Annotated in this window: 21 protein-coding genes; 10 read left to right on the top strand and 11 right to left on the bottom strand. The window is 69.7% G+C overall.

What is annotated here, in order from left to right:
- Positions 1-32 precede the first annotated feature (32 nt).
- The 3 genes from gnd to dnaA all read right to left on the bottom strand — a co-directional run bounded on the left by gnd (position 33) and on the right by dnaA (position 5511).
- Positions 33-911 carry a phosphogluconate dehydrogenase (NAD(+)-dependent, decarboxylating) gene (gene gnd, locus DBP14_RS16860; protein WP_129308021.1) on the bottom strand — a complete coding sequence of 293 codons (879 nt, stop codon included), beginning with the start codon at positions 909-911 and terminating at the stop codon, positions 33-35.
- 311 nt (positions 912-1222) lie between these two features.
- On the bottom strand, positions 1223-2353 hold the full coding sequence (gene dnaN, locus DBP14_RS16865; protein WP_129308022.1) for a DNA polymerase III subunit beta: 1131 nt from the start codon (positions 2351-2353) through the stop codon (positions 1223-1225).
- Positions 2354-3282: 929 nt separating this feature from the next.
- Positions 3283-5511 carry a chromosomal replication initiator protein DnaA gene (dnaA, locus tag DBP14_RS16875; RefSeq protein ID WP_129308024.1) on the bottom strand — a complete coding sequence of 743 codons (2229 nt, stop codon included), beginning with the start codon at positions 5509-5511 and terminating at the stop codon, positions 3283-3285.
- A 374-nt stretch (positions 5512-5885) separates the two neighbouring features.
- Here dnaA and rpmH point away from each other — a divergent pair, with 374 nt between their 5' ends.
- From rpmH to DBP14_RS16920, 9 genes are all read left to right on the top strand, one after another.
- Positions 5886-6023 (top strand): 50S ribosomal protein L34, encoded by a 138-nt coding sequence (gene rpmH / locus DBP14_RS16880; RefSeq protein ID WP_003956500.1) that lies wholly within the window; start codon positions 5886-5888, stop codon positions 6021-6023.
- A gap of 21 nt (positions 6024-6044) precedes the next feature.
- Complete coding sequence (rnpA, locus tag DBP14_RS16885; protein WP_129308025.1) at positions 6045-6416, top strand: ribonuclease P protein component; 372 nt, start codon at positions 6045-6047, stop codon at positions 6414-6416.
- Entirely contained in the window at positions 6413-6778 is a 366-nt protein-coding gene (gene yidD, locus DBP14_RS16890; protein ID WP_129308026.1) for a membrane protein insertion efficiency factor YidD, read from the top strand. The genes rnpA and yidD overlap by 4 nt, the downstream gene beginning before the upstream one ends.
- Positions 6779-6781: 3 nt before the next feature.
- A complete protein-coding gene (gene yidC, locus DBP14_RS16895; RefSeq protein WP_129308027.1) occupies positions 6782-8077 on the top strand; it encodes a membrane protein insertase YidC in 1296 nt (431 codons plus the stop codon).
- 15 nt (positions 8078-8092) lie between these two features.
- Entirely contained in the window at positions 8093-8605 is a 513-nt protein-coding gene (locus tag DBP14_RS16900; protein WP_129308028.1) for a R3H domain-containing nucleic acid-binding protein, read from the top strand.
- A gap of 116 nt (positions 8606-8721) precedes the next feature.
- On the top strand, positions 8722-9438 hold the full coding sequence (gene rsmG, locus DBP14_RS16905) for a 16S rRNA (guanine(527)-N(7))-methyltransferase RsmG (RefSeq protein WP_129308029.1): 717 nt from the start codon (positions 8722-8724) through the stop codon (positions 9436-9438).
- A gap of 368 nt (positions 9439-9806) precedes the next feature.
- Positions 9807-10880, top strand: a complete 1074-nt coding sequence (locus tag DBP14_RS16910) for a ParA family protein (protein WP_129311912.1) — start codon at positions 9807-9809, stop codon at positions 10878-10880.
- Positions 10877-11971: a ParB/RepB/Spo0J family partition protein gene (locus DBP14_RS16915; protein WP_129308030.1), complete on the top strand. Its 1095-nt coding sequence runs from the start codon at positions 10877-10879 to the stop codon at positions 11969-11971. The genes DBP14_RS16910 and DBP14_RS16915 overlap by 4 nt, the downstream gene beginning before the upstream one ends.
- A gap of 307 nt (positions 11972-12278) precedes the next feature.
- On the top strand, positions 12279-12896 hold the full coding sequence (locus DBP14_RS16920) for a GNAT family N-acetyltransferase (RefSeq protein WP_129308031.1): 618 nt from the start codon (positions 12279-12281) through the stop codon (positions 12894-12896).
- A gap of 75 nt (positions 12897-12971) precedes the next feature.
- Here DBP14_RS16920 and trxA read toward each other — a convergent pair whose 3' ends face one another.
- From trxA to DBP14_RS16955, 7 genes are all read right to left on the bottom strand, one after another.
- Positions 12972-13304, bottom strand: a complete 333-nt coding sequence (gene trxA / locus DBP14_RS16925; RefSeq protein ID WP_129308032.1) for a thioredoxin — start codon at positions 13302-13304, stop codon at positions 12972-12974.
- A 45-nt stretch (positions 13305-13349) separates the two neighbouring features.
- Positions 13350-14321 (bottom strand): thioredoxin-disulfide reductase, encoded by a 972-nt coding sequence (gene trxB / locus DBP14_RS16930; protein ID WP_129308033.1) that lies wholly within the window; start codon positions 14319-14321, stop codon positions 13350-13352.
- Between the two features lie 153 nt (positions 14322-14474).
- Entirely contained in the window at positions 14475-15401 is a 927-nt protein-coding gene (locus DBP14_RS16935) for a hypothetical protein (protein WP_129308034.1), read from the bottom strand.
- Positions 15398-16123 (bottom strand): RNA polymerase sigma factor SigM, encoded by a 726-nt coding sequence (gene sigM / locus DBP14_RS16940; RefSeq protein ID WP_129308035.1) that lies wholly within the window; start codon positions 16121-16123, stop codon positions 15398-15400. The genes DBP14_RS16935 and sigM overlap by 4 nt, the downstream gene beginning before the upstream one ends.
- Before the next feature lie 22 nt (positions 16124-16145).
- Positions 16146-17843: a protein kinase family protein gene (locus DBP14_RS16945; protein WP_129308036.1), complete on the bottom strand. Its 1698-nt coding sequence runs from the start codon at positions 17841-17843 to the stop codon at positions 16146-16148.
- 118 nt (positions 17844-17961) lie between these two features.
- Complete coding sequence (gene murJ, locus DBP14_RS16950; RefSeq protein ID WP_129308037.1) at positions 17962-20304, bottom strand: murein biosynthesis integral membrane protein MurJ; 2343 nt, start codon at positions 20302-20304, stop codon at positions 17962-17964.
- Between the two features lie 46 nt (positions 20305-20350).
- On the bottom strand, positions 20351-22717 hold the full coding sequence (locus DBP14_RS16955) for a DUF6049 family protein (RefSeq protein ID WP_129308038.1): 2367 nt from the start codon (positions 22715-22717) through the stop codon (positions 20351-20353).
- Between the two features lie 257 nt (positions 22718-22974).
- On the opposite strand from DBP14_RS16955, the gene DBP14_RS16960 reads away from it, so the two are divergent.
- Positions 22975-24441, top strand: coding sequence for a CCA tRNA nucleotidyltransferase (locus DBP14_RS16960; RefSeq protein ID WP_129308039.1), 1467 nt, complete (start codon positions 22975-22977; stop codon positions 24439-24441).
- 72 nt (positions 24442-24513) lie between these two features.
- Here the strand turns inward: DBP14_RS16960 and DBP14_RS16965 are convergent, their stop codons facing one another.
- A complete protein-coding gene (locus DBP14_RS16965; protein WP_129308040.1) occupies positions 24514-25806 on the bottom strand; it encodes an MFS transporter in 1293 nt (430 codons plus the stop codon).
- Positions 25807-25885 lie beyond the last annotated feature (79 nt).

Raw genomic sequence — 25885 nt, forward strand, 5'->3', positions numbered from 1 at the left:
CTCCTTCCTGTCGTGTTCCGGCTACTTCTTCTCTACGGCTTCTTCTCTACGGCGTGGCCGCCGAACTGGTTGCGCAGCGCGGCGATCATCTTCATCTGCGGCGAGTCCTCCTGCCGGGAGGCGAACCGCGCGAACAGCGAGGCCGTGATCGCGGGCAGCGGCACGGCGTGGTCGATGGCCGCCTCCACGGTCCACCGGCCCTCACCCGAGTCCTGGGCGAAGCCGCGCAGCCCGGCCAGGTGCTCGTCCTCGTCGAGGGCGTTCACCGCGAGGTCCAGCAGCCAGGAACGGATGACCGTGCCTTCCTGCCAGGAGCGGAAGACCTCGCGGACGTTCTCCACGGAGTCGACCTTCTCCAGCAGCTCCCAGCCCTCGGCGTAAGCCTGCATCATCGCGTACTCGATGCCGTTGTGGACCATCTTCGCGAAGTGGCCCGCGCCGACCTTCCCCGCGTGCACCGCGCCGAAGTCGCCCTCCGGCTTGAGCGCGTCGAAGACCGGCCGCACCTTGGCGACGTTCTCGGCGTCGCCGCCGTACATCAGCGCGTACCCGTTCTCCAGGCCCCAGACGCCGCCGGAGACCCCGCAGTCGACGAAGCCTATGCCCTTGGCGGCCAGCTCCTCGGCGTGCTTCTCGTCGTCCGTCCAGCGGGAGTTGCCGCCGTCCACGACCACGTCACCGGGCTCCAGCAGCTCGGCCAGCCGGTCGACGGTCGTCTGCGTGGGCTCGCCGGCCGGGACCATCACCCAGACCACGCGCGGAGCGCTGAGCTTGCCCACAAGGTCTTCCAGGCTGTGGACATCCGCGAGGTCCGCGTTCCGGTCGTATCCGATGACGGTGTGGCCCGCGCGGCGAATCCGCTCGCGCATGTTGCCGCCCATCTTCCCGAGGCCGACGAGACCGAGCTCCATCAGTTGTGTTCCTTAGGTCGCTGTGTGTGACGTGAAGGCACTTTCGCACCCACGTACGACCCTAAACCCGGACGTAGCGCCTCTCGGCAGCGGCCTGCGCGCCCCCTAGCTGCGGGCATGCGTGCCTCCCCCAGTGCCTTAAGGGCCTGGGGGGACCCCCAGGGCGGCACAGGTGGGCGGTGGGGGTCTCCCCGCTTGAGCGAAGCCGAGAGTGGGGGAGGCACCCTGCACGCGCCGGTAAGCGACCCCACCCCCGCCCAGCCACGGCACCGGGCACCCACAAGAGCACCCCGACCCTGTGGACGAAAACCTCAGCCGCTCAACCGCACCGGCATGATCAGGTACTTGTACGCATCGTCGGCCTCCGCGTCCACCGCCGGCTTCCCACTCAACAGCGCCGGCTTCGTGGACGTAGTGAACGACAACTGCGCCACCGGCGAGTCGATCGCGCTCAACCCGTCCAGCAGGAACGTCGGGTTGAAGGCGATCGAGATGTCGTCGCCCTCCAGCTGCGCGTCCACCCTCTCCACAGCCTGTGCGTCGTCGCTCGACCCGGCCTCCAGGATCAGCACGCCCTGCTCGAAGCTGAGCCGCACCGGGGTGTTCCGCTCGGCGACCAGCGCCACACGCTTGACGGCCTCCACGAACGGCGCGGTCTCGATCACGGCGACCGAGTTGAACTCGGTCGGGAACAGCGTCCGGTACTTCGGCAGGTCGCCTTCCAGCAGCCGCGTCGTCGTACGGCGCCCCGCGCCCTCGAAGCCGATCAGCCCCTCGCCCGCGCCCGAGCCGGACAGCGCCAGCGTGACGGTGTCGCCCGCGCCGAGCGCCTTCGCGGTGTCCAGCAGCGTCTTCGCCGGGACGAGGGCGACGGCGGACGCCTCCGGGTTCTCCGGCTTCCACAGGAACTCGCGGACCGCGAAGCGGTAGCGGTCGGTGGAGGCCAGGGTGACCGTGTCGCCCTCGATCTCGATCCGCACACCGGTGAGGACCGGCAGCGTGTCGTCACGGCCGGCGGCGATGGCCACCTGGGAGACGGCGGCCGCGAAGACCTCACCGGGGACCGTGCCGGTGGCGGTCGGCATCTGCGGCAGCGCCGGGTACTCCTCCACAGGCAGTGTGTGGAGCGTGAAGCGCGAGGAGCCGCAGACCACCGTCGCCCGTACACCGTCTGTGGAAATCTCCACCGGCCTGTTGGGGAGGGCGCGGCAGATGTCGGCGAGCAGCCGGCCGGAGACGAGGACGGTGCCCTCCTCCTCGACCTCCGCCTCGACGCTCACCCGAGCGGAGACCTCGTAGTCGAAGCTCGACAGGCTCAGCTGGCCTTCCTCGGCCTTCAGCAGCAGGCCGGCGAGGACAGGCGCCGGCGGACGGGCCGGGAGGCTGCGTGCCGCCCACGCCACTGCCTCCGCGAGTACGTCGCGTTCCACCCGGATCTTCACCGTAAGCCGCCTCCTGCTGTTGCTACTGAGTCCTCCGACTCGGTGTCACCGCCCCCTGCGATGGGAAGGACACCGGGGACCAGTCTGACGCACCGCACTGACAGTAGGTGCCCGTCGGGGTCAAGTCGCTCCGAGGGACGGTCGGGCGACCGAGGGCGAGTTGTGCACAGGCCCCGCTTCAAAACTGATTCCGAGCTCTCTCTAGTTGGTCGTAGTAGTAGGGGCTGTGGATACCGTGGATAACTTCGTTTTCCCAGCTCAGGGCCCAGATTTTGTCCACTGCCCCTGTGGGCGGAGCCGGTGGACAACTCGCCTCTTCTGTGGAGAACAGAAAGTTCTGCACACTCCGCCCACAGGGAAGGGCGAGTTCTCCCCAGCTGCGTCCCCAGGTTCGGCGACGTTTCCCACAGCCCCCTTCGGCACCTTGGTGTGACGCCTTTCACTCGACGCGGTGACAGGGTGCGTCGCGTTGCCGAACAGTGGACAGACTTGTGGAGAAGGGCAAGATTCTTGGGGACAACGGGGCTCAGCCTGTGGGTTCCCCGTGGACAACTTCGTGCACAGGCTGTGGATCTCCGCGTTGTCCACAGTCTGTGGAGATCCTTTGTCCACGATTCCACAGGCATCTGACCTGGGGCTTCGGTGCTGTGGCGGCTGCCCTGTGGACGCCGCTCGGGACAACTTCGCGGTCCCCAGGATGTGGACGGAAAAAAGTCCCCGAATCTGTGGAGAGAGGCCGTAACCCGGCGGCTATTCGAACACCGGCGGCGCGGGACTGGCGAGGACTGGGGCGGGACTGTCGCGGGCCGGGGCCGGTGAAGGCGGCCGAGGGATGCGCCGAGCGGCGGGGCCGCGTGCCGGTGGACGGCGAAGGGCGCCTCCGGGAATCGCTCCCGAAGGCGCCCTCAGCGCCGGCGTACGGCCGCCGGTCAGCCGTTCTTGATGCGGTTCGTCAGCTCCGTCACCTGGTTGTAGATCGAGCGCCGCTCGGCCATCAGCGCGCGGATCTTGCGGTCGGCGTGCATGACGGTGGTGTGGTCACGGCCGCCGAACTGCGCGCCGATCTTCGGCAGCGACAGGTCCGTCAGCTCCCGGCACAGGTACATCGCGATCTGCCGGGCGGTGACCAGCGCGCGCCCGCGCGAGGTGCCGCACAGGTCCTCCACGGTCAGCCCGAAGTAGTCGGCGGTGGCCCCCATGATGGCCGTCGCCGTGATCTCGGGCGCGCTGTCCTCGCCCCCGGGGATCAGGTCCTTCAGGACGATCTCCGTCAGGCCCAGGTCCACCGGCTGCCGGTTGAGAGACGCGAACGCCGTCACCCGGATCAGCGCGCCCTCCAGCTCGCGGATGTTGCGCGAGATCCGGGAGGCGATGAACTCCAGCACCTCCGGCGGCGCGTTCAGCTGCTCCTGCACCGCCTTCTTGCGCAGGATCGCGATGCGCGTCTCCAGCTCGGGCGGCTGGACGTCGGTGATCAGGCCCCACTCGAAACGGTTCCGCAGCCGGTCCTCCAGGGTGACCAGCTGCTTGGGCGGCCGGTCGCTGGAGAGCACGATCTGCTTGTTGGCGTTGTGGAGCGTGTTGAACGTGTGGAAGAACTCCTCCTGCGTCGACTCCTTGTCCGCGAGGAACTGGATGTCGTCGACGAGCAGGATGTCCATCTCGCGGTAGCGCTTGCGGAAGCTGTCGCCCTTGCCGTCGCGGATGGAGTTGATGAACTCGTTGGTGAACTCCTCCGAGCTGACGTACCGCACGCGCGTGCCCGGGTAGAGGCTGCGCGCGTAGTGCCCGATGGCGTGCAGCAGGTGCGTCTTGCCGAGGCCCGACTCGCCGTAGATGAAGAGCGGGTTGTACGCCTTGGCCGGCGCCTCGGCGACGGCCACCGCGGCCGCGTGCGCGAAGCGGTTGGAGGCGCCGATGACGAAGGTGTCGAAGAGGTACTTGGGGTTCAGCCGCGCGGTCGGCTCGCCAGGCCCGCTCGGCGACGCCGACTGGCCGCCGCGAGAAGCGGGCCCGGATCCGGCGCCGGCGCCGTGAACACCACGACCGCCGGGACCACTGGGACCTCCGGGGCCTCCGTGACTGTTGGGACCACCGTGGCCGGAGGGGCCGCTGTGACCGGCGTGGCCGCCGTTCGTTCCGGGCGACGGCAGTTCCGGCCGGCCCGGGCCGCCCCGGTGGACCGGCCCGTTCCCGCCCTGCTGTTCGGGCAGCTCGCGTCGGCCCTGGTCGCGGCCCTCGTAGTCCGACCGCGAGGGGTCGTACTCGGAGCGGGCGGCGTCGTAGTCCGAGCGCGGTCCGTCGTACTCGGAACGCGGCGAGTCGGTGTATTCGGAGCGCGAGTCGCTGTAGTCCGAGCGCGGGCCGTCGTATTCGGAGCGCTGGCCGTCGTAGTCCGAGCCGGGGGCGTCGTAGGCCGCCCGCGGGCCACCGTCGTAGTCCGTGCGCGGCTTGTCGTAGTCCGGGCGCGGGCCGGGGTACTCGCCGCGCTTCTGGTCGTACGGCTGCTCGTAGGGGGGCCGCTCCGTCCCCTGCTGGCGGTAGTCCTGGGGCGGGGGCGTGCCGTAGCCGTCCTGCGCGGGCGAGGCGTAGGGGTCGCGCTCCGGGAAGCCGAGCCGCGGCTGCTGCCAGCCGTACTCGTCCTGTCCCGGCCGCGGCCAGGCGCCGGGCTCGGGGCGCTGGTACTCGGACGGGTAGGCGGGCCGGGCGGTGGGCAGCTGGTCGGCGCGGGGTCCGGTCTCGGCGCCCGGGAGCGCGTCGGCGCCCCGGTGCCGGCCGTAGCCCTCGTACGGCCCGGACGGCAGCTCGGGCTCCTCGTAGCGCGGCTGCTGCGCGGGGGGCGCGGGCGGCGTGGGCGCCGCGGAGGGGGCCGGCGGTTCGCCCGCGGAGTCGTCCACGGTGATCGCGATGCGGATCGGGCGGCCGCACTCACGGCTCAGGGTCTCGCTGACGACCGGTGCGAGACGGCCCTCCAGTACGCCCTTCGCGAACTCGTTCGGCACCGCGAGCAGGGCGGTGTCCGCGACCAGCGCGAGGGGCTGGCAGCGCCGGATCCAGTGCTCGTCCTTCCCTTCGACCCCCTGCCCGCGACCCTCGCCGAGGAGCTGCTCGAGTACTCGTGGCCACACTGCGGCAAGATCGGCAGGTACGTCAGCCACAGGGCACGCTCTCTCACGGGTCCCACGAACGTGTGGTTCTGGGACTGGTCGGGATGTAAATCGGGGCGGTCGGGGATAAGGGAACGAATCAGAGTCCAGTCACGGTAGTCAGCCCGACGGGTACGGTTCAAGTTGTTGTCCCCAGGCTGTGGACAAGTGTCTCCCGGCCGCCGTCGGTTTGACCGGATGGCGTAGCCGCGCGTACCGTAACCAGGTCGAGTTGTCGATGGCTGCTGCCGCCTGCCTCCGATGGGCACAGATCGCTTCAGGTGATCGGGAAGCGGTGCACTCGGGCGTGATACGAGCTACTCGTGGGCGCACGGTGACAGCCAGGACGGCACCCCGCCACTACCGATTTCTTCTGGAGCCCCCGAGTGAGCAAGCGCACCTTCCAGCCGAACAACCGTCGTCGCGCGAAGACCCACGGCTTCCGGCTGCGTATGCGCACCCGTGCCGGCCGCGCGATTCTCGCGTCTCGCCGTAGCAAGGGTCGCGCCCGTCTGTCCGCCTGATCCCGATCAGGTCATGACGTCGTGCTGCCCACCGAGAACCGGCTGAGGCGGCGCGAGGACTTCGCGACCGCGGTACGACGAGGCCGCCGGGCAGGCCGCCCGCTCCTCGTCGTCCACCTTCGTAGCGGTGCCACGGACCCGCACGCGCCTGGGGAGAGCGCTCCTCCGACGCGTGCGGGTTTCGTCGTGAGCAAGGCAGTGGGTGGAGCGGTCGTGCGCAATCAAGTCAAGCGCAGACTTCGCCATCTGATGCGTGACCGAGTCGCCCTGTTCGCCCCCGGTAGCCTGGTAGTCGTACGAGCGCTGCCCGGAGCGGGTGACGCAGACCACGCACAGCTGGCCCGAGACCTGGACGCCGCCCTGGAGCGGCTGCTGGGAGGGGGCGCGCGATGAAGTACCCACTACTGGCCCTGATCAAGCTGTACCAGTGGACGATCAGTCCGTTGCTGGGGCCGGTGTGCAAGTACTACCCGTCGTGCTCCCACTACGGCTACACGGCCATCGACCGGCATGGTGCGATCAAGGGAACGGCTCTGACCGCCTGGCGCATCCTCCGGTGCAATCCGTGGTCGCTGGGCGGGGTGGACCATGTTCCGCCGCGCAAGCGCCCGCGGTGGCACGAAATGCTGCGCAACGCTTGGCGCGCACGCAAGGGCGGGCCCTCCGCCGCCGAACCGGCCCTTGGAGGCAAGCCGCACTCCGCGGTTCCTCCGAGCCCGGCCGCAGAGACCTCGTCCCATGCCCAAGGAGCATGATTAGTGGACACGATTGCCAGCCTCTTCAGCTTCATCACGACACCCGTTTCCTGGGTCATCGTCCAGTTCCACTCGGTGTACGGCGCGATCTTCGGCCCTGACACCGGGTGGGCCTGGGGCCTGTCCATCGTGTCCCTGGTGATTCTGATCCGTATCTGCCTGGTCCCGCTCTTCGTGAAGCAGATCAAGGCGACCCGGGCCATGCAGACGCTGCAGCCCGAGATGAAGAAGATCCAGGAGCGCTACAAGAACGACAAGCAGCGCCAGTCCGAAGAGATGATGAAGCTGTACAAGGAGTCGGGTACCAACCCGCTCTCCTCGTGCCTTCCCATCCTGGCGCAGTCGCCGTTCTTCTTCGCCCTGTACCACGTGCTCAACGGCATCGCGACGGGCAAGACGATCGGCGTCATCAACGACCCGCTGCTCGCCAGTGCCCGTAAGGCACACATCTTCGGCGCCCCGCTCGCGGCGAAGTTCATGGACAGCTCGGACAAGGTCGCGGCGCTCGGTGCCACGCTGACGGACGTCCGGGTCGTGACCGCGGTCATGATCGTCCTGATGTCGTTCTCGCAGTTCTACACGCAGCGTCAGCTGATGACGAAGAACGTCGACACGACGGTGAAGACGCCGTTCATGCAGCAGCAGAAGATGCTGATGTACGTCTTCCCGGTCATGTTCGCCGTCTTCGGCATCAACTTCCCGGTCGGTGTCCTCGTCTACTGGCTGACCACCAACGTGTGGACCATGGGCCAGCAGATGTACGTCATCCACAACAACCCGACCCCGGGTTCCAAGGCCCAGGCCGCCTACCTGGAGCGTCTCGGCAAGCACGTCTCGCAGCACGGCCGGACGCGCCGGCGCAGCGAGAAGGCGATCGTCAAGGCGATCGTCGCCAAGGGCCGCGAGCGCAACGAGTTCGAGCGCAAGTTCATCAACGGTCTCAGCAAGGCGGGCCTCGCGGCCCAGGCCGACGGCACCGTGGTGAAGAGCGAGGGCCAGACACTGGTGCAGTCCGAGGACGGCGGGACCACCGCCGCCGCGGCCACCGCGCGTCGCCAGCAGCCCAAGCGGCAGAGCAAGGCCCAGCGACAGTCCGGCAGTGCGAAGCAGGCGGGCGACAGCGCGCCGGCCACCACCTCGCTGGAGAAGTCCGACGAGCCGCAGGACGCCAAGCCCGCGGGTGCCAAGCCCGCCGCTGCCAAGCAGCCCCAGAAGCCCGCTTCCGGCGGCCGCAGCAAGGCCCAGTCCGGGCAGCGCAAGGGTGGCCCGCAGCGACCCAAGTCCCCGTCCAAGAAGTAAGAAGGAGTCCATCCCGTGACGGAAGGCACCACCTCCGCCGCCGCCGAGGGCGCAGACACCCTGACCCGCCTGGAGCAGGAGGGCGAGATCGCGGCGGACTACCTGGAGGGTCTGCTGGACATCGCCGACCTCGACGGCGACATCGACATGGACGTCGAGGCGGACCGCGCCTCGGTGTCGATCATCAGCGATGCCGGCGGCCGTGATCTGAACAAGCTGGTCGGCCGGGACGGCGAGGTGCTGGAGGCGCTGCAGGAGCTGACGCGTCTCGCGGTGCACCGGGAGACCGGGGACCGCAGTCGGCTGATGCTGGACATCGCCGGCTTCCGGGCGAAGAAGCGTGCCGAGCTGTCGGAGCTGGGCGCCAAGGCCGCCGCCGAGGTCAAGAGCAACGGGGAGCCGGTGCGGCTGAAGCCCATGACCCCGTTCGAGCGCAAGGTCGTGCACGACGCGGTCAAGGCCGCGGGACTGCGCAGCGAGTCCGAGGGCGAGGAGCCGCAGCGGTTCGTCGTCGTACTGCCCGCCTGAGCCGTCTCCTCGTTCCACCGGCCCCGTCTGCCCGCAGACGGGGCCGAACTTTGTCAGCCTGGTAGTTCTGGTGGTCGGTGCGCGGAGCGCCGGCGCGGTACGGAAGGACGGTCCCCGTGACGGAGGCAGCGGAGCTTCCCCCCGCCCCCGAGCAGGCGCGGGAGGTGTTTGGTGATCGCTACGCCGATGCGGTCCGCTACGCGGAGCTGCTGGCCGAGGCGGGTGTGCAGCGTGGGCTGATCGGCCCACGCGAGGTGCCCCGCCTGTGGGAGCGGCACCTGCTGAACTGCGCGGTGCTCTCGGAGGCGGTCCCCGAGGGGGTGACGGTCTGCGATGTGGGCTCGGGTGCCGGACTGCCGGGCATTCCGCTGGCGCTGGTCCGCCGGGACCTGAACATCACGCTGCTGGAGCCGTTGCTGCGGCGCACCACGTTCCTCACCGAGGTGGTGGAGCTGCTGGGCCTGGACCACGTCACCGTGGTCCGGGGCCGCGCGGAAGAGGTGATGGGCAAGCTGCCGCCGGTGCACGTGGTGACGGCCCGTGCGGTTGCTCCGCTGGACCGCCTCGCCACCTGGGGCATTCCGCTGCTGCGGCCGTACGGCGAGATGCTCGCCCTCAAGGGCGACACCGCCGAGGAGGAGCTGAAGGCTTCCGCCACGGCGCTGAGCAAGCTGGGTGCCGTCTCGACGTCCATCCTGCATGTGGGCGAGGGGGTGGTGGATCCGCTCTCCACCGTCGTGCGGGTCGAGGTCGGGGAGAGTCCGGGCGGGGTGCGGTTCGCGGCCAAGCGAGCCAAGGCGGCCCGGACGGGCCGGGCACGCCGACGGCGTTGAGAGGTTGAGGGCGTTGACGGCGCCGGTCCGGGTGGATCGGCTGGACGGATCCGTCCGGCTGTACTGATCCGTCCTGACGACGAGACGTACTCCACACAAGCTGCCAAACCTACGCGAGTCGGAGTGTCGCGGACATCCGGTCCCCGCCGCTGTGCATCGTGTTTCACGTGAAACGTCGCTCACTGCTGCACGGCATCATCAGTCGCGGCCGCGCCGCGGCCGAACCTCGCGACCGGAAACCTCTCGGCTCACTCGGAGAGGAGCCCGTTTCCCTGCATCCCCCGTCCCCCTCAGGGGGCACGGAGTTGTCCACAGAGGTGGATTTCTCCACAGAAGACCAGGCCTCACTGGTTCATGACCCCGAAGACATGGCAGGCTCTGTTCATTGCGAGCCTGAAGTCGAGGAGAGTGAATCCGTGCGGTCCGACGCCAACATCGCGGGACCGATGACCGATCCGGTCCCCGGTCCCCGTACCGAGTCGACGGGAGCGGATGTTTCACGTGAAACACCGCCCCCGATGGACGACACTCCCATCGGCCGTGCCGCCCAGCTGGCGGTGGAGGCGCTGGGTAGAGCCGGAGAAGGCCTGCCGCGACCCGAGCAGACCCGTGTCGTCGTGGTGGCCAACCAGAAGGGCGGCGTGGGCAAGACGACAACCACCGTCAACCTTGCCGCCTCACTCGCGCTGCACGGTGGCCGGGTCCTGGTGATCGACCTCGATCCACAGGGCAACGCCTCCACAGCACTGGGGATCGACCACCACGCCGAAGTTCCGTCCATCTACGACGTCCTGGTCGAGAGCAAGCCGCTGGCCGAGGTCGTCCAGCCCGTCTCGGACGTCGAAGGCCTCTTCTGTGCCCCCGCCACGATCGATCTCGCCGGTGCGGAGATCGAGTTGGTGTCTCTGGTGGCGCGGGAGAGCAGACTTCAGCGGGCGATCCAGGCCTACGAACAGCCGCTCGACTACATCCTCATCGACTGCCCGCCCTCGCTGGGCCTGCTGACGGTCAACGCCTTGGTCGCCGGTCGGGAGGTGCTCATTCCGATCCAGTGTGAGTACTACGCACTGGAGGGCCTGGGTCAACTGCTGCGCAACGTCGACCTGGTGCGGGGGCACCTCAACCCCGACCTGCATGTGTCGACCATCCTGCTCACCATGTACGACGGCCGGACGCGACTCGCGTCACAGGTCGCGGACGAGGTGCGCAACCACTTCGGTGACGAGGTGCTACGGACGAGCATTCCCCGCTCGGTCCGTATCTCCGAAGCACCGAGCTATGGGCAGACGGTGCTGACGTACGACCCCGGGTCGAGCGGCGCCCTCTCCTATCTTGAGGCGGCCCGAGAAATCGCGCTGAAGGGCATCGGCATCAGCTATGACGCCGGACAGGCCCATATCGGCGCCCAGAACGACCCGAACATGGTGGAGGGGATCCAGTGAGCGAGCGACGGAGGGGACTGGGCCGTGGTCTCGGCGCACTGATCCCCGCTGCCCCGACCGAGAGGACGCCGACTCCGGCCACGACGGCGGGCACAGGGTCCACGTCCCCCGCGGCCGTCCCGGTGCTGACGGCCGACCGCGGGGTGGCCGCGGCCAAGGTGGCCACGCTGCCGCCTGTTCCACATGAAACCGAGGAGCCGTTGGCAGCTCCTCCAGCGGAGACGCCCGCACCTCCCGTGGGGGCGCACTTCGCCGAGCTGCCCCTCGACTCCATCACACCGAACCCGCGCCAGCCGCGTGAGGTCTTCGACGAGGACGCGCTGCACGAGCTGATCACTTCCATCAAGGAAGTCGGCCTCCTCCAGCCCGTCGTGGTACGGCAGCTGGGCCCCGCCCGCTATGAGCTGATCATGGGCGAGCGGCGGTGGCGTGCCTGCCGTGAGGCCGGCCTGGAGGCGATCCCGGCGATCGTCAGGGCGACCGAGGACGAGAAGCTCCTCCTGGACGCGCTGCTGGAGAACCTGCACCGCGCGCAGCTGAACCCCCTGGAGGAGGCGGCCGCCTACGACCAGCTGCTGAAGGACTTCAACTGCACGCACGACCAGTTGGCCGACCGGATCGGGCGGTCCCGCCCACAGGTCTCCAACACCCTGCGTCTGCTGAAGCTTTCGCCGACGGTTCAGCGCCGGGTGGCAGCCGGGGTGCTCTCCGCCGGCCATGCCCGGGCCCTGCTGTCCGTCGAGGACTCCGAGGAGCAGGACCGGCTCGCTCACCGCATCGTGGCCGAGGGACTGTCCGTCCGGGCCGTCGAGGAGATCGTGACCCTGATGGGTTCCCGGCCTCAGTCGGCTCAGCGGGCGAAGGGGCCGCGCGCCGGCACGCGGGTCTCCCCGGCACTGAGCGAGCTCGCGACGCGCCTGTCGGACCGCTTCGAGACCCGGGTGAAGGTTGACCTGGGCCAGAAGAAGGGCAAGATCACTGTCGAGTTCGCGTCCATGGAAGACCTTGAGCGCATCCTCGGCACCCTCGCCCCGGGCGAGGGGCCGGTCCTGCAGAACGGTCCCCAGGACACTGCCGCGGACGAGACCTGACCCTCACGATCTGCTGCACGGGAGCGGGCGGTGTCCGGTGTCTACCGGAACACGGCCCGCTCTTTGCTTTGCGGCGGTATCGAGGGAATCCCTCGGTGGATACGATGCGATCGGGTATGGCGCATCCACCGGACAGCATCTCTGAATGGGGAGACGGGGCCATGCGATCGATGAGCCGCACCGGACTGGTGAGCGCGGGTCTGGGACTCGGAGCGGTCGGCGGGTTCGTCGGCAGCCTGCTCAGGGAACGGAGCGCTCTGACGGCCGCCCGCGACGCGGCGGGCGAAGGAAGCGAGGAACAGCCTTCATGGGGCGCCGGCTCGTACCGCTCACGCTGGACAACCTCCAGGACCTCCCCACACGATGCCGCTCGTGTGTCTTCTGGGAGCTGGACCCTGTCAGCGGTGAAGCCGCGGTAAGAGCGGGCCGGTCCGCGACGGAGAAGGAGGCCTGGATCTCCGCCGTCCTCCTTGACTGGGGATCATGCGGCCGGGTGATCTACGTCGACGACGTGCCGGCCGGCTTCGTGCTCTACGCACCACCAGCCTATGTGCCGCGCTCCTCGGCGTTCCCCACCAGTCCCGTCTCTCCGGATGCCGTGCAGCTCATGACGGCGTTCGTCATGCCGGATTTCCAGGGGCAGGGGCTCGGACGTGTGATGGTCCAGGCCGTCGCCAAGGACCTGCTGCGCCGTGGGTTCCGGGCGATCGAGGCCTTCGGCGACGCCCGCTGGAAGGAGGCCGCCTGTCTGCTTCCAGCCGACCATCTCCTCGCGGTGGGCTTCAAGACGGTTCGGCAGCACCCCACGCATCCCCGGCTACGGCTGGAGCTGCGGTCCACGCTGTCCTGGAAGGACGACGTGAACCTGGCGCTCGACCGACTGCTGGGGGCGGTTCAGAAGGAGCCGGCGCTGCGACCGTTGTGATGCCGCGTGAGGGCTCCGGGCACATGCGAAGGGGCCAACCCGCGGGGTTGGCCCCTTCGCGTTTCACGTGAAACGTCAGTCGGCGATGAACTCGTCGAGGTCGCGCACGATCGCGGCCTTCGGCTTGGCGCCGACGATGGTCTTCGCGACCTCGCCCCGCTGGTAGACGTTCAGCGTCGGGATGGACATGACGCCGTACTTGGCGGCCGTCTCCGGGTTCTCGTCGATGTTGAGCTTGACGATCTCGATCTTGTCGCCGTACTCGGCGGCGATGGCCTCCAGCGACGGGGCGATCTGGCGGCACGGACCGCACCACGCGGCCCAGAAGTCGACCAGGACGGGCTTTTCGTTCTTGAGGACGTCCTGGTCGAAGGAGTCGTCAGTCACATTCTTGAGGGTGCCGGCCACGGCGGGCTCCTTAACTTGATCGTGCGGTGAGGCGGGAAGGGAGGGTCAGACGGTGGCGGACTTCTCGGGCTCGGCCGCGTCCTCGTCCGCCAGGGCGGCGAGGAACCGCTCGGCGTCGAGGGCGGCGGAGCAGCCGGTGCCGGCCGCGGTGATCGCCTGGCGGTAGGTGTGGTCGACCACGTCACCGGCGCCGAAGACACCCGTCAGGTTGGTACGGGTGGAGGGCGCGTCCACCTTCAGGTAGCCCTCCTCGTCCAGGTCCAGCTGGCCCTTGAACAGCTCGGTGCGCGGGTCGTGGCCGATCGCGATGAACAGGCCGGTGACGGGCAGGTCGGACAGCTCGCCGGTCTTGACGTTGCGCAGCTTCAGTCCGGAGAGCTTCTGCTCGCCCTGGATCTCGGCGATCTCGCTGTCCCAGACGAACTTGATCTTCGGGTCGCCGAAGGCGCGCTCCTGCATGGCCTTGGAGGCACGCAGGGTGTCGCGGCGGTGGACGATCGTCACGGACTTGGCGAACCGGGAAAGGAAGGTGGCCTCCTCCATCGCGGTGTCGCCGCCGCCGATCACGGCGATGTCATGGTCCTTGAAGAAGAAGCCGTCACAGGTGGCGCACCAGGAGACACCACGACCGGAGAGCGCGTCCTCGTTCGGCAGGCCGAGCTTGCGGTGCTGCGAGCCGGTGGTGACGATGACGGCCTTCGCCCGGTGGACGGTGCCCGCCGTGTCGGTGACGGTCTTGATCTCGCCGGTGAGGTCGACGGAGACGATGTCGTCGGGGATCAGCTCGGCGCCGAAGCGTTCGGCCTGCGCCCGCATGTTGTCCATCAGGTCGGGACCCATGATGCCGTCGCGGAAGCCCGGGAAGTTCTCGACCTCGGTGGTGTTCATCAGCGCACCACCGGCGGTGACGGCACCCTCGAACACCAGGGGCTTCAGCGACGCGCGCGCGGTGTAGAGCGCCGCCGTGTAGCCGGCGGGCCCGGAGCCGATGATGATCACGTTACGGACGTCGCTCACGGCTTGATTCCTCGTCTCTGGACTGCGTCAGTCGACCGGTGGAGCCCTTTTCAGGGCTCTCACCCCACCCAACGGATCCTACGGGCCCCGCATTCCCGCTGTGTCCGGGCACACGCGGTCCTCGGGAGCACGCGGTGCGGGCGGGGCGCCGGTTCAGGAACGGGTGAACGACTGCTTCAGCAGAACCTTGCCGGTGCCGTCCGGCTGCTGACCGACGCAGGCCGCGTCGACCACGTAGGCCGTGACGCGTGTGTTGTCGTGTGCGTCGGGGAGCACGACTAGATAGGCGGCCTTCCCGCCGTAGGTTCCCGTCTTGGATCCGAGGACGTCTCCACTCCGGTTGATCGCCTTCTGGACGCAGTCGGGCACGGGGGCCTCGGGCTGGAGGAGGGTCTTCGCGCTCTCGGTCGACCCCGGGCTGTTCTGCTGTGAGTCCACACCAGAGCGCGGCTGCCGACTGGGAGAGGACTGTGTCTGGGCGGAGAGGAGGGACTTCACCTGGCTCTGGACGCTCCCGCCGGAGAAGGTGCCGACGGTGGCGGTCGGCTTTCCGTGGGCTGTCGTATCGGCGCTGTCGCTGCCGAGCGACTGCAGGACGAAAGTGCCGGCGCCGAGGACAGCGGCGGTGAGAACGGCGCCCAGGGTGACGTTCCTGCGGCGGCCGCGCTCGGACTTCTTGCGACCGGGACCAGCCGCGGCGCGCGGACGTCCGGCGGGGCGGTCCGGCGCGGTCGATGTTTCACGTGAAACATGACGCTCGGCGTCCTCGTCGGAAGCCACCGCGGCCCCGGCGGTCACTGCGGGCTCTTGGGCTTCTGGGGCTTCGGCCGCCTCAGCGGCTTCGGCGGCGAGGGCGGCGTCGATCCGGGCGGCCACGTCCTCGGGCATCCGGGGCGGCCCCTGAAGGGATCCCAGTAGCCCTCGGATCTCTTCCAGGGAGGCATGGACGTCCGCGCACATTTCGCAGCGGTCCACGTGGCGCCGTACGTCCGCGCCACGAGCGGGCGGAAGCAGACCTTCGGTGAGGTCGGAGATCTCCGAGACGTCCGGGTGCCCGGCCATGTCCGTCGTGGAAGTCACGCTCGCCCACCTCCGCCCTTCACTACGGCTGAATCGCTCGGTCCGCTGTCTCCCGGGCCCCCGTCGCGGGACCCCGTTGCCGGTGGGACGGATGTCCCGTGCATCCGGTTCCGTCCGGGACCGGGGTTCTTCTCCTCGTCGCCGGCGTCCGGCCTCAGATGACCGAGGAGGGGAAGGAGTCTCGCCCGGCCACGCGCGCAACGGCTCTTCACCGTTCCGGTCGGCACATCGAGGATCCGAGCGGCCTCGGCCACGGGATACCCCTGCATGTCCACCAGGACGAGCGCGGCGCGCTGCTCGTGCGGCAGTGTGCCGAGCGCTTCGAGGAGCTGGCGGTGCAGATCGTTCCGCTCGGCTGGGGCAGAGGCTGACTCGTGCGGCTCCAGCAGCTGCTCCAGCCGCTCGGTGTCGTCGACCGGGGAGGTCTTGCGCGTCGCCGCCTTGCGGGCCCGGTCCAGGCAGGCGTTCACGGTGATCCGGTGCAGCCAGGTGGTGACGGCCGACTGCCCGCGGAAGGTGTGGGCGGCCCGGTAGGCCGACACCAGCGCGTCCTGAACCGCGTCAGCGGCCTCCTCCCGGTCCCCCAGCGTCCGCAACGCCACGGCCCAGAGCCGGTCCCGGTGCCGCCGCACGATCTCACCGAAGGCATCGGGATCGCCTTTCACATGCCGGGCGAGCAACTCCTGATCACCCAGCTCGTCGAATCCGATGCCCTCTGACATCTGCCCCTCCTGAGCGGAGACCTCAGCTGGTCACCTTGATGTCGGCCACTCTGCCCCGCCAGTGGCCCTCGTTGTCCGGGGGCAGCTGGGTCAGCCAGACGAGGAGGTACCGAGACTTGAGGGACGTGCCCGGCTTGAGGACGACGGTCGTGCCCGAGCCTCCCGCCACCTTTGAGTAGCTGTCGAACGTCGTCGGCTCCGAGCTCTCGTTCTCTCCGGCGGCACGGAGTTCGACCGAGGTCTCCCCGACGAAGCTGACCGTCACCTTTCCGACCTTCTGGACCTTGCCGAGGTCGAGGATGAGACCGACGCCCGACTTCAGGTTGCCGAACTTGGAACCCAGGTAGAAGTCCGTCTGCCAGTACGTGGCAGGGCTGTCGTCGTAGGCCTTCTTTATGTCGGACGGCTTCTCGGACTGGTCCCCGAACGGGTCGAAGTCATGGGCCTCTTGGATGGGGATGGGCTTGCCGGTCGACGGCAGGGGGACGCCCTTGTCGCCGCCGTCCTGCGTCTGCGTGCTGTCCGTGTCGCCGGACTTGCCGCTCTGGTCCATCAGGGCGTCCGCGAGCTGCCAGCTGCCCAGGCCCAGCGCGGCGATGAGGAGGGCCGACACGGCCCACTTCAGCGCCTTGCCGGTGCGGCTCTGCAGCGGGGGCGGCGGAGCGGCGACCGGCTGGGTGGTGGCGGAGTGCGGTGCCGGGCGGCCGTACGTGCCCTGCTGGTACGTCGTGCGCTGGTACTCCGGCGGGGCGGCGAACGCCGGCTCCGGCGGGCGGATGCGCGGCATCTCGCCGATGGCCTTGACCAGCTCCTCCGGCGTGGTGCACGCGGCCTCGTGGCGCGAGGCGGTCGCACCGTCGTTGACGAGGGCCCGCATGGCCAGTTCGGACAGACCGCGGTGGACACCGGCCCGTACCTGGTCGGGTGAGATGAGCCCTATGTCCTTGGGCAGCCCGGACATGCCGTAGGCGTCGTTCTCGTACGGCCAGCGCTGGGTCAGCGCCGCGTACAGCAGGGCGCCGATCGCCTCGGTGTCGGTGCGCTGCGGGGTGTCGGAGCTGACGCCGCGCAGCGCGGCGTTCACGGCCAGGCCGCGGATACGCCACTGGCCGGTGGAGGCGCGCAGGACGGCGTTCGGGTTGAGCCGCAGATGGGCGAGGCCCTCGCGGTGCGCGGCGGCCATGGCGGAGGCGACCTGACTGACCAACTGGTACGCGTCGTGCGGCTCCAGCGGGCCGGCCGCGAGCAGCGCGGTCAGCTCGGTGGCGTCGGGCAGCCACTCGTGCACCACGTACACGAGGTCGTTCTCCTCGACGGCGTCGAGGACCTGCACGAAGCGCGGATCGCCGAGCAGCGCGGAGGAACGCGCGGCCGCCAGTACCGACCGGGCCCGGACATGGTCGGCGGGCAGGATGTGGACGCCGACGGCACGCCGGAGTTTCTCGTCGACCGCACGCCAGCTGCTGAATCCGTCCAGACGGGTGACGCACTCCTCCAGACGGTAGCGTCTGGCCAGTTTGTGACCGCTGTGCAGTTCGGGAGGCGAGGCCTTCTTCTCGGGGCGCTCGGTCTCGCCGCTCCCCTGCGCCTCGTCCTTCTCCGTGCCCCGCTCTGGGTTCTGGGCCACCCCGTCGGCCGTGGACTGGTCCGCCTTGGCGGTCAGCGGCTGTTCACCGCTGTTGTCTGCCACGTCGACGGCAGCCGTGCTCCGTTCCGCCACCGTCGTCCCTGCCTCCCCATCCGTTGCACGCTGTCCGACGCCGAAACCAATTGTGCCCACAGTCCGCCGCTATGCACGACACACAGCCGCGAACGATGGTTGTGCGCCTACCCCCGCCTCAGCGCCCCAGTCGCCCGCGCACCATGCCCACGAGCGAGTTGAGTTCCTCGATGCGCATGCGGCGCGCCCCGACGTAGAAGACGCCGAGCAGCACCGCCCCGCCGGCCAGCAGCGCGGCGAACGAGCCGACGACCCCCTGACCGAGGGTGTGCCCGATGCCGTAGCAGGCCGCGCCGCTGAGCAGGGCCGCCGGCACCGAGGCGATGCACAGCCGCGCATACGTCCGCAGCACCCGGGAACCGTCCAGGTCGCCGCCCAGCCGCTTGCGCAGCCGCCGCCAGGCGACGCCGACACCGATGGCGTACGCGACGCCGTACGCGGCGGCCATGCCGGCCACCGCCCAGCGGGACGGCAGCAGCAGGTAGCACAGGCCCGAGGCGCCCGCGTTGACCGCGGCGACGATGACCGTGTTGTAGAAGGGGGTGCGGGTGTCCTCGTAGGCGTAGAAGGCGCGCAGCACGACGTACTGGACGGAGTAGGGGATCAGGCCGAGGCCGAACGCCATCAGCATGTAGCCCATGTTGGTGGCGTCGCCGATGCCCGAGGAGCCGAAGATCAGCGTGCACATCGGGATGCCGAGCGAGACGAAACCGAAGGCGATGGGGACGATGGCGACCGCGGTGGTCCGCAGCCCCTGGGAGATGTCCTCGCGGACGGCGCCTCCGTCGCCCTCGGCCGCCGAGCGCGAGATGCGCGGCAGCAGCGCGGCCATCAGCGACACCGTGATGATGGCCTGCGGCAGGCCCCAGATCAGCTGGGCGCTGGCGTACGAGGCGAGACCGGTGCCCTTGACGGGGGAGTGCCTTCCGGCGGCGGTGGACAGCTGGGTCACGATCATCGCGCCGGCCTGGTTGGCGAGGACGAACAGGACCGTCCACTTGGCGAGCATCGCGGCCTTGCCCAGCCCGTGGCCACGCCAGTCGAAGCGCAGCCGCATCCGGAAACCGGTCTCGCGCAGGTACGGGATCATCGCGAGGGCCTGGACGACCAGGCCGAGCAGCACGCCGATGCCGAGCAGCCGCTGGCCCTGCACCGGGATGTTCGTGACCTGCATGCCGGAGTGGGAAGCGGTGCCGTAAACCCAGATGAACGTCGAGAGCGTCACGATGATGACGATGTTGTTCAGGACCGGCGTCCACATCATCGCGCCGAACTTGCCGCGTGCGTTGAGGACCTGACCCATCACCACGTGGATGCCCATGAAGAAGATCGAGGGCAGGAAGTAACGGGTGAAGGTGACCGCGACGTGGTTGGCATGCGCGTCGCTGGCGACCGGGTTGGACAGCATCCGCACCAGCAGCGGCGCCGCGAACATCGCGAGCGCGGTGAGCGCGGCCAGGGCCACCATCACCAGAGTCAGCAGACGGTTGGCGAACGCCTCACCGCCGTCGTCGTCCTCCTTCATGGCGCGCACCAGCTGTGGGACGAACACGGAGTTCAGCCCGCCGCCGACGGTCAGGATGTAGATCATCGTCGGCAGCTGATAGGCGACCTGGAAGGAGTCACCGAGGAAACCGAGGCCGAGGGCCGAGACGATCAGCGCGGAGCGGACGAAACCGGTGAGCCGGGAGACCAGCGTGCCTGCCGCCATGACGGCGCTGGACTTCAGCAGTCCGCCGGCCCGCCCGCCCTTGGGTGCGGCGGGCGCTGGGGGGGTGGTCTCGGCGGGACCGGCGGGGTTCGCCGGACCGGGCACGGTGGCCGAGCCCGGGACCGGAGCCTGTGCCGGGTTCCCGACGGCGGGCGAGGGGGCCTGGTACGGCGTCTGGGCGTACGGGTGGTGCTGCGGTCCCGGGGCCGCCGGGTACTGCTGCGGGTGCCCCTCCCCGACGCCCGGCGCCGCGGCGGGGCCGGGGACGGCTTGCGGATCCATCGGCCCGGGCTCGCCGCCCTGCTGCTGGTCCCGGAAGAGGTGCGCGAACGCGTCCGGCTCGTGGTACTCCTCGCCGGAGTGCGTGACCAGGTCGTCGACCCCCACGAACCGCGTCGTACGGGGGTCGTCGCCGTAGGGCAGGTGAGGGGCCCGGCCGTCCGGCTCCGGCGCCGGTGGCTGCGCCCAGACGCGCGGGTCGGGGGCGTACGGCGACGGGGCCGGCGGCCCGTACAGCGACTGGTCGCCGTTGCCCGGGGGCGGCGGATGCGCGGCGCGGTCGTAGAGCGCCTCGGCGACCGGGTCCTGGGCGGCGAGGTCGTGCGCCCGGTAGGGGTCCTGGTCGTAGGCGTCCTGGAGGTACATGTCCGCCGCGGGCTGCGGCGGCACCTGGCCGGGCTCGGGCGGGGTCTCGGGGTAGCCCGAGCCGGCCGCGCCCTGGCCTCGGTCACCGTCGTACGGCGAGTTCATGCCTACCCCACCTCATCGTCCCGGGCCGCACCGGCCACGACATCGCTCAACGGTCCACTCTCTCACCCGTCCCGGACGGGTCGGCGCTTTCCGGTGCGGTGTCCGGCGCAGGGTCACTCGGCTGCTCCGGGTCGTCTGCCCCGGCGCCTGCATCGGACTCCTCTGGGAGACGGTCCGCCGGCCCGTCGGGGTTCCCGGGCCCGTCGGTGTCGTCCCCGCCCGCCGTATCCGGGCCGTCGCCGCCGGCCCGGCGGGCCGCCGCGCGCTTGCGCTGGGTGTACATCCGGAAGCCGGCGAGCACCAGAAGCAGCACGCCGCCGCCGATGACCAGCATCACCGTCGGCGTGACCTCGGTGACCTTGACGTCGAAGCTGACGGGGTCGCCGTACTTCTGGCCGTCCTCGGTGTAGAGCTGGGCGACGACCGCGACCCTGCCGTTGGCGTTGGCCGACGTGCTGAACTTCACGGACTGGCTGTGGCCGCCGGAGACCTCGACGGGCTGCTCGTAGTAGGCCTGGCCGCCGATCTTCAGGCGGGTCGGCATCGTCGAGGTGAGCCGCAGCACGAGGTGGCCGACGGGCTGCACGAGGTTGTTCTGGACGGTGACCGGGATGGTGGCGCTGCGGCCGGAGAGCTTCGTCTCGGACTTGTCGATCAGCTTGACCTGGTCGGCGAGATCGTCGAGCCAGTTCTCCACGCCGGTCCGGAAGCCCTGTGCCTCGGTGCTCCGGCCCCGCCACGACGTGGACATCTCACGGTTTATGGCCCGTCCGAACGGGGTGACCACGCGGGACTGGTTCTCCAGGATGGCCTGGAAGTTCGCCAGCTTGTCCTGGGTGCGCGCGATCTGCTGGAAGGCCTCCTTCGGCAGCTCCTTCCTGCGCAGCGCGGAGGGATAGGAGGACGACGAGGGGATGCGCGTGGTCGCGTTGGGGTCGGGCTTGGCTTTGGCCGCGGCGGTGAGGTCCTGCGACTGGGACCAGGTGCCGCCCTGGAGGGCCCGCAGGGCCGTCGCCATCGTCTGGGCCTGGCTCGGCGAGGGCATGCGCTGCGGAGCGATGACGATGTTGCGCTGGTCGTCCGTCTGCGCGGTGACTTCCAGGCTCTGTGCCAGGAACTGCTGGACGGCCAGCGTCGCCGACTGCGCCTTGGTGAGATCGCCCTCGAAGGCCGTGGACAGCCGCGAGTCGGCGACCACCGCCGTCGTGCCGCCGCCGATCGGGCGGGCGGCGGACGGCGTGTAGGACAGCCCGGCGGTCTCCTGGAGGCTGTCGCTGCGCGCGATCACGTTGTCCGCGCCCGCGGAGGTGGCCACCTTGATGATCGACGGGTCGACGGCGCCTGCCACGGGCCAGGCGAAGTCCGTGCTCGGCGTGACGTGCAGCACCGTCTTCACGGTGAGCGCGGCCACGTCGGTGGCGTCCTTGAGGTGGCTCAGCGAGCCGGTGACGCTGGTGCCGTTGTGGGCGAGGGAGGCGAGGTCCGGGTCGGCGAAGGGCAGCGCGACGACCTCCTTGCCCGTCACGGCCTTCTGCAGGCCGGCGAGCCACTGCTTGGCCACCGCCTGGTGCGTGCCCGTGGTGGTGGTGTCGCCCGGGCCGCGGATCTTGTAGCCCTTCGCCATGGCGTCCACGGACGCCAGCAGATCCGGATCGACCACCCAGGTGACGTCCAGGTCCTTGCCGAGCTGGAGCATCTGGGCGAGCCTGCCCCCCGGGGCGATCTCCTTGGCCAGGTCGTCGTTGAGGAAGACCGGCGTCTGCAGCTCACCGGCGCCCGTCTTGGCGGTCATGTGGACGTCGGAGATCAGGGGCCACAGGAACGTCGTCTTCGTCTTCGTGTCGGCGTCGGACGGCTGCCACGGCAGGAACGTCCGCTGAATCCCCAGCATCTGCTCCCAGGGCTGTGCGGCCGTCTGGCCCGAGAGGGAGACCCCCAGCTGGTAGACGCCGTCCGCGCTGAGGTCGAGCTTGTCCACCGGCACCGAGATGCTGAAGGGCTGCGCGACATGGGGGGCCAGCTTGGTGAACTTCTCGACGTACTTTCCGCCCACCTCGGCGCCGGCGCCCAGCTGGAGGTCGTCGGAGTGCCGGGCGGTGTTGTCGATCGAGGAGCGGGTGTTCAACTGAGGGCCCACCCTCAGATCGACATGGGCCTGGGTGACGGGCTGCTTGCCGTTGTTGGTCACCGTTCCCGACACGGTCAGCGTGTCGCCGTCGCCGGGGGCGCCGGGGCTGAGTGTGTCCAGGGACACGGTCACCGGGTCGGACGAGGCGGCCTGGGCGGGCGTCGCCGCGGGCAGCTGAAGGAGTCCGGCCAGCAGGGGCGCCCCCGCGAGCAGTGCTCCGGTGCGCCGCAGCCAGCGGCGGGCAGGTGAGGCACTGGTCCCCTGGAAGTCTGCCGCCTCGGCCACGCGCTCGCCCGTCCCTCGTCGTCGTCAGTGGTCGTCGGAATGTGCGTCCACGCATGGTAACGATGCGCGCTGAGGGGAAGTGCCGCGGTCTGCTCCACAAGATCGGCGGACAGCGGCATCCCGTCCGCTATGTCCCGTATAAGGCTGAGAGTGGATCTGCGCCCCGAGGGTGGCCCCTGTACCGGTATCGGCAGACCTGTCCGTCCCCTCTTTATGAGGGAGCCTACGGCCGCCCGGGGCACGTACCCTCTTCTGTTGTGCCGAACGCCAACGATGACACTCCTTCCGCCCTCAGCCAGGCGCAGCAGCGCGCAGTGAGCGAGCTGCTACGGGTGGCCCCCGTCGCCGACGACCTCGCCCGCCGCTTCCAGGAGGCCGGGTTCTCCCTCGCCCTGGTGGGCGGGTCGGTCCGGGACGCACTGCTCGGCCGGCTCGGCAATGATCTGGACTTCACCACCGACGCCCGCCCCGAGGACGTACTGAAGATCATGCGCCCCTGGGCGGACGCCGTCTGGGAGGTCGGGATCGCCTTCGGCACGGTCGGCGCGCAGAAGGACGCCCGCGTCGAAGACGCCGACCGGCGCTTCCAGATCGAGGTCACCACCTACCGGTCGGAGGCCTACGACCGGACCTCGCGCAAGCCCGAGGTGTCGTACGGCGACTCCATCGAGGAGGATCTGGTTCGCCGGGACTTCACGGTCAACGCGATGGCCGTGGCCCTTCCCGAGAAGGAGTTCATCGACCCGCACGGTGGCCTGGAGGATCTCGCGGCACGGGTGCTGCGCACTCCGGGTACGCCCGAGGAGTCGTTCTCGGACGACCCGCTGCGGATGATGAGGGCCGCCCGGTTCGCCGCCCAGCTGGACTTCACGGTCGCCCCGGAGGTCGTCACCGCCATGCGGGAGATGGCGGGACGGATCGAGATCGTCTCCGCCGAGCGAGTCCGGGACGAGCTGAACAAGCTGATCCTCTCCGCTCACCCGCGCGAGGGACTGACGCTGCTGGTCGACACCGGCCTCGCCGGTCATGTGCTGCCCGAGCTGCCGGCCCTGCGCCTGGAGAGCGACGAGCATCACCGGCACAAGGACGTGTACGAGCACACACTGATCGTTCTGGAGCAGGCGATCGCCCTGGAGCAGGACGGTCCCGACCTCGCCCTGCGGCTGGCCGCGCTGCTGCACGACATCGGCAAGCCCCGCACGCGCCGCTTCGAGAAGGACGGCAGGGTCTCGTTCCACCACCACGAGGTGGTCGGCGCGAAGATGACCAAGAAGCGCATGACGGCTCTGAAGTACTCCAACGAGCTGGTCAAGGACGTCTCCCGGCTGGTCGAACTCCATCTGCGCTTCCACGGCTACGGCACCGGCGAGTGGACGGATTCGGCGGTGCGCCGCTACGTCCGTGACGCCGGTCCGCTTCTCGGGCGCCTGCACAAGCTCACGCGCTCGGACTGCACAACGCGCAACAAGCGCAAGGCGGCCACGCTCTCCCGGGCCTACGACGGGCTGGAGGAGCGCATCGGCCAGCTCCAGGAGCAGGAGGAGCTGGACGCGATCCGCCCGGATCTCGACGGCAACCAGATCATGGAGATCCTCGGCGTCGGCCCCGGGCCGGCTGTCGGCAAGGCGTACAAGCACATGCTGGAGCTGCGCCTGGAGAACGGGCCCATGGAGTACGACGCCGCGGTGGCCGCGCTCAAGGAGTGGTGGGCCGAACAGAGCTGAGTCGGAGCTGAGTCATGTTTCACGTGAAACATGACCGGGGGTGAGCCGGAGTACCGCATGAGGGGCGATGTTTCACGTGAAACATCGCCCTTCTTCTCGGCCTCGCCGCTGCTCGAAGCAGGTCATTCCCGCTGCGACTGCGCCGTAGATCACGGCGACCAGGATCACCAGGACCGCCGAGCGCCCGTCCGGCGGGAGCATCAGGGCAGCCACCCCCGCCGCGCCGACGAAGGCGACGTTGAAGAGCACGTCGTACACGGAGAAGATCCGGCCGCGGAACCCGTCCTCCACGGCGGCCTGGACGACCGTGTCCGTGGCGATCTTGGCGCCCTGGGTGATCAGACCCAGAACGAAGGCGGCCACCAGCAGCGGGCCGGTGGCGAAGAAGAGCCCCAGAGCCGGCACCAGCACCGTGGCCACACCGGCGCACACCGCGATCCAGCGCCAGGGGCCCAGGCGCCCCGCCGCCCACGGGGTCACGACGGCCGCCGCGAAGAAGCCCGCACCGGACACCGCGAGCGCCAGTCCCAGCAGCCTGAGGCCCTCGTCGGGGGTGGTGGAGAGGGCGTACCGGCACAGCATCAGCAGCAGGACGAGGAGTGCGCCGTAGCAGAAGCGCATGAGGGTCATCGCGGCCAGCGCCCAGGCCGCCTCCCTGCGTCTCGGTGCGGCGAGGTGCCGGACGGCGGCGAGAAGGTCGCGTGCCGTGTCGGCGACCGCGGTCCGCAGGTGCGGCCGGGCTGGCGTGCGGTCAGGACCGAGAAGAGTTGGGGCCAGAGTCAGTGAGGTGAGGCTCGCGCACAGGTAGAGGAAGGCGCCGAGCAGGACCACCGCGGCATCGGAGTGCGACGTCACGAGTCGTACGCCGAAGGCGAGGCCCCCGCCCGCGGTCGCGGCAAGCGTTCCGGCCGTGGGGGAAAGGGAGTTGGCCAGCACCAGACGGCCGGTGTCGACCACACGCGGCAGCGCGGCGGACAGTCCGGCGAGGACGAACCGGTTGACGGCCGTGACACACAGCGCGGAGACGTAGAAGAGCCAGTCGGGTACCTGGCCGGCCATCAGAACCGCGGTGACCGCGGCCAGCAGGGCGCGCAGCAGGTTCCCGAAGACGAAGACCTGACGGCGCCGCCAGCGGTCCAGCAGCACACCGGCGAAAGGCCCGATCAGCGAGTAGGGCAGCAGCAGGACTGCCATCGCCGAGGCGATCGCGGCGGCCGAGGTCTGCTTCTCCGGGGAGAAGACGACGTAGGCGGCGAGCGCGACCTGGTAGACGCCGTCGGCACCCTGCGAGAGGAGACGGACGTACAGCAGACGCCGGAAGTCCCGCAGGCGCAGCAGGACGCGCAGGTCACGGACGACGGACATGGGGCACAGCCTCACACATGCCGTGGGTCCCCGGGTCATGGACCCGGGGACCCTCACCGCCCTGGCAGGAGCGTTCTGG

This window comes from Streptomyces sp. L2, from assembly GCF_004124325.1.
Lineage (GTDB): Bacteria > Actinomycetota > Actinomycetes > Streptomycetales > Streptomycetaceae > Streptomyces.

Coding starts and splice junctions, on each gene's coding strand:
- gnd (WP_129308021.1), bottom strand. CDS start 911: ATGGAGCTCGGTCTCGTCGGCCTCGGGAAGATGGGCGGCAACATGCGC.
- yidD (WP_129308026.1), top strand. CDS start 6,413: ATGAAGTACCCACTACTGGCCCTGATCAAGCTGTACCAGTGGACGATC.
- DBP14_RS16910 (WP_129311912.1), top strand. CDS start 9,807: ATGGCAGGCTCTGTTCATTGCGAGCCTGAAGTCGAGGAGAGTGAATCC.
- DBP14_RS16920 (WP_129308031.1), top strand. CDS start 12,279: ATGGGGCGCCGGCTCGTACCGCTCACGCTGGACAACCTCCAGGACCTC.
- sigM (WP_129308035.1), bottom strand. CDS start 16,123: ATGTCAGAGGGCATCGGATTCGACGAGCTGGGTGATCAGGAGTTGCTC.
- murJ (WP_129308037.1), bottom strand. CDS start 20,304: ATGAACTCGCCGTACGACGGTGACCGAGGCCAGGGCGCGGCCGGCTCG.
- DBP14_RS16965 (WP_129308040.1), bottom strand. CDS start 25,806: ATGTCCGTCGTCCGTGACCTGCGCGTCCTGCTGCGCCTGCGGGACTTC.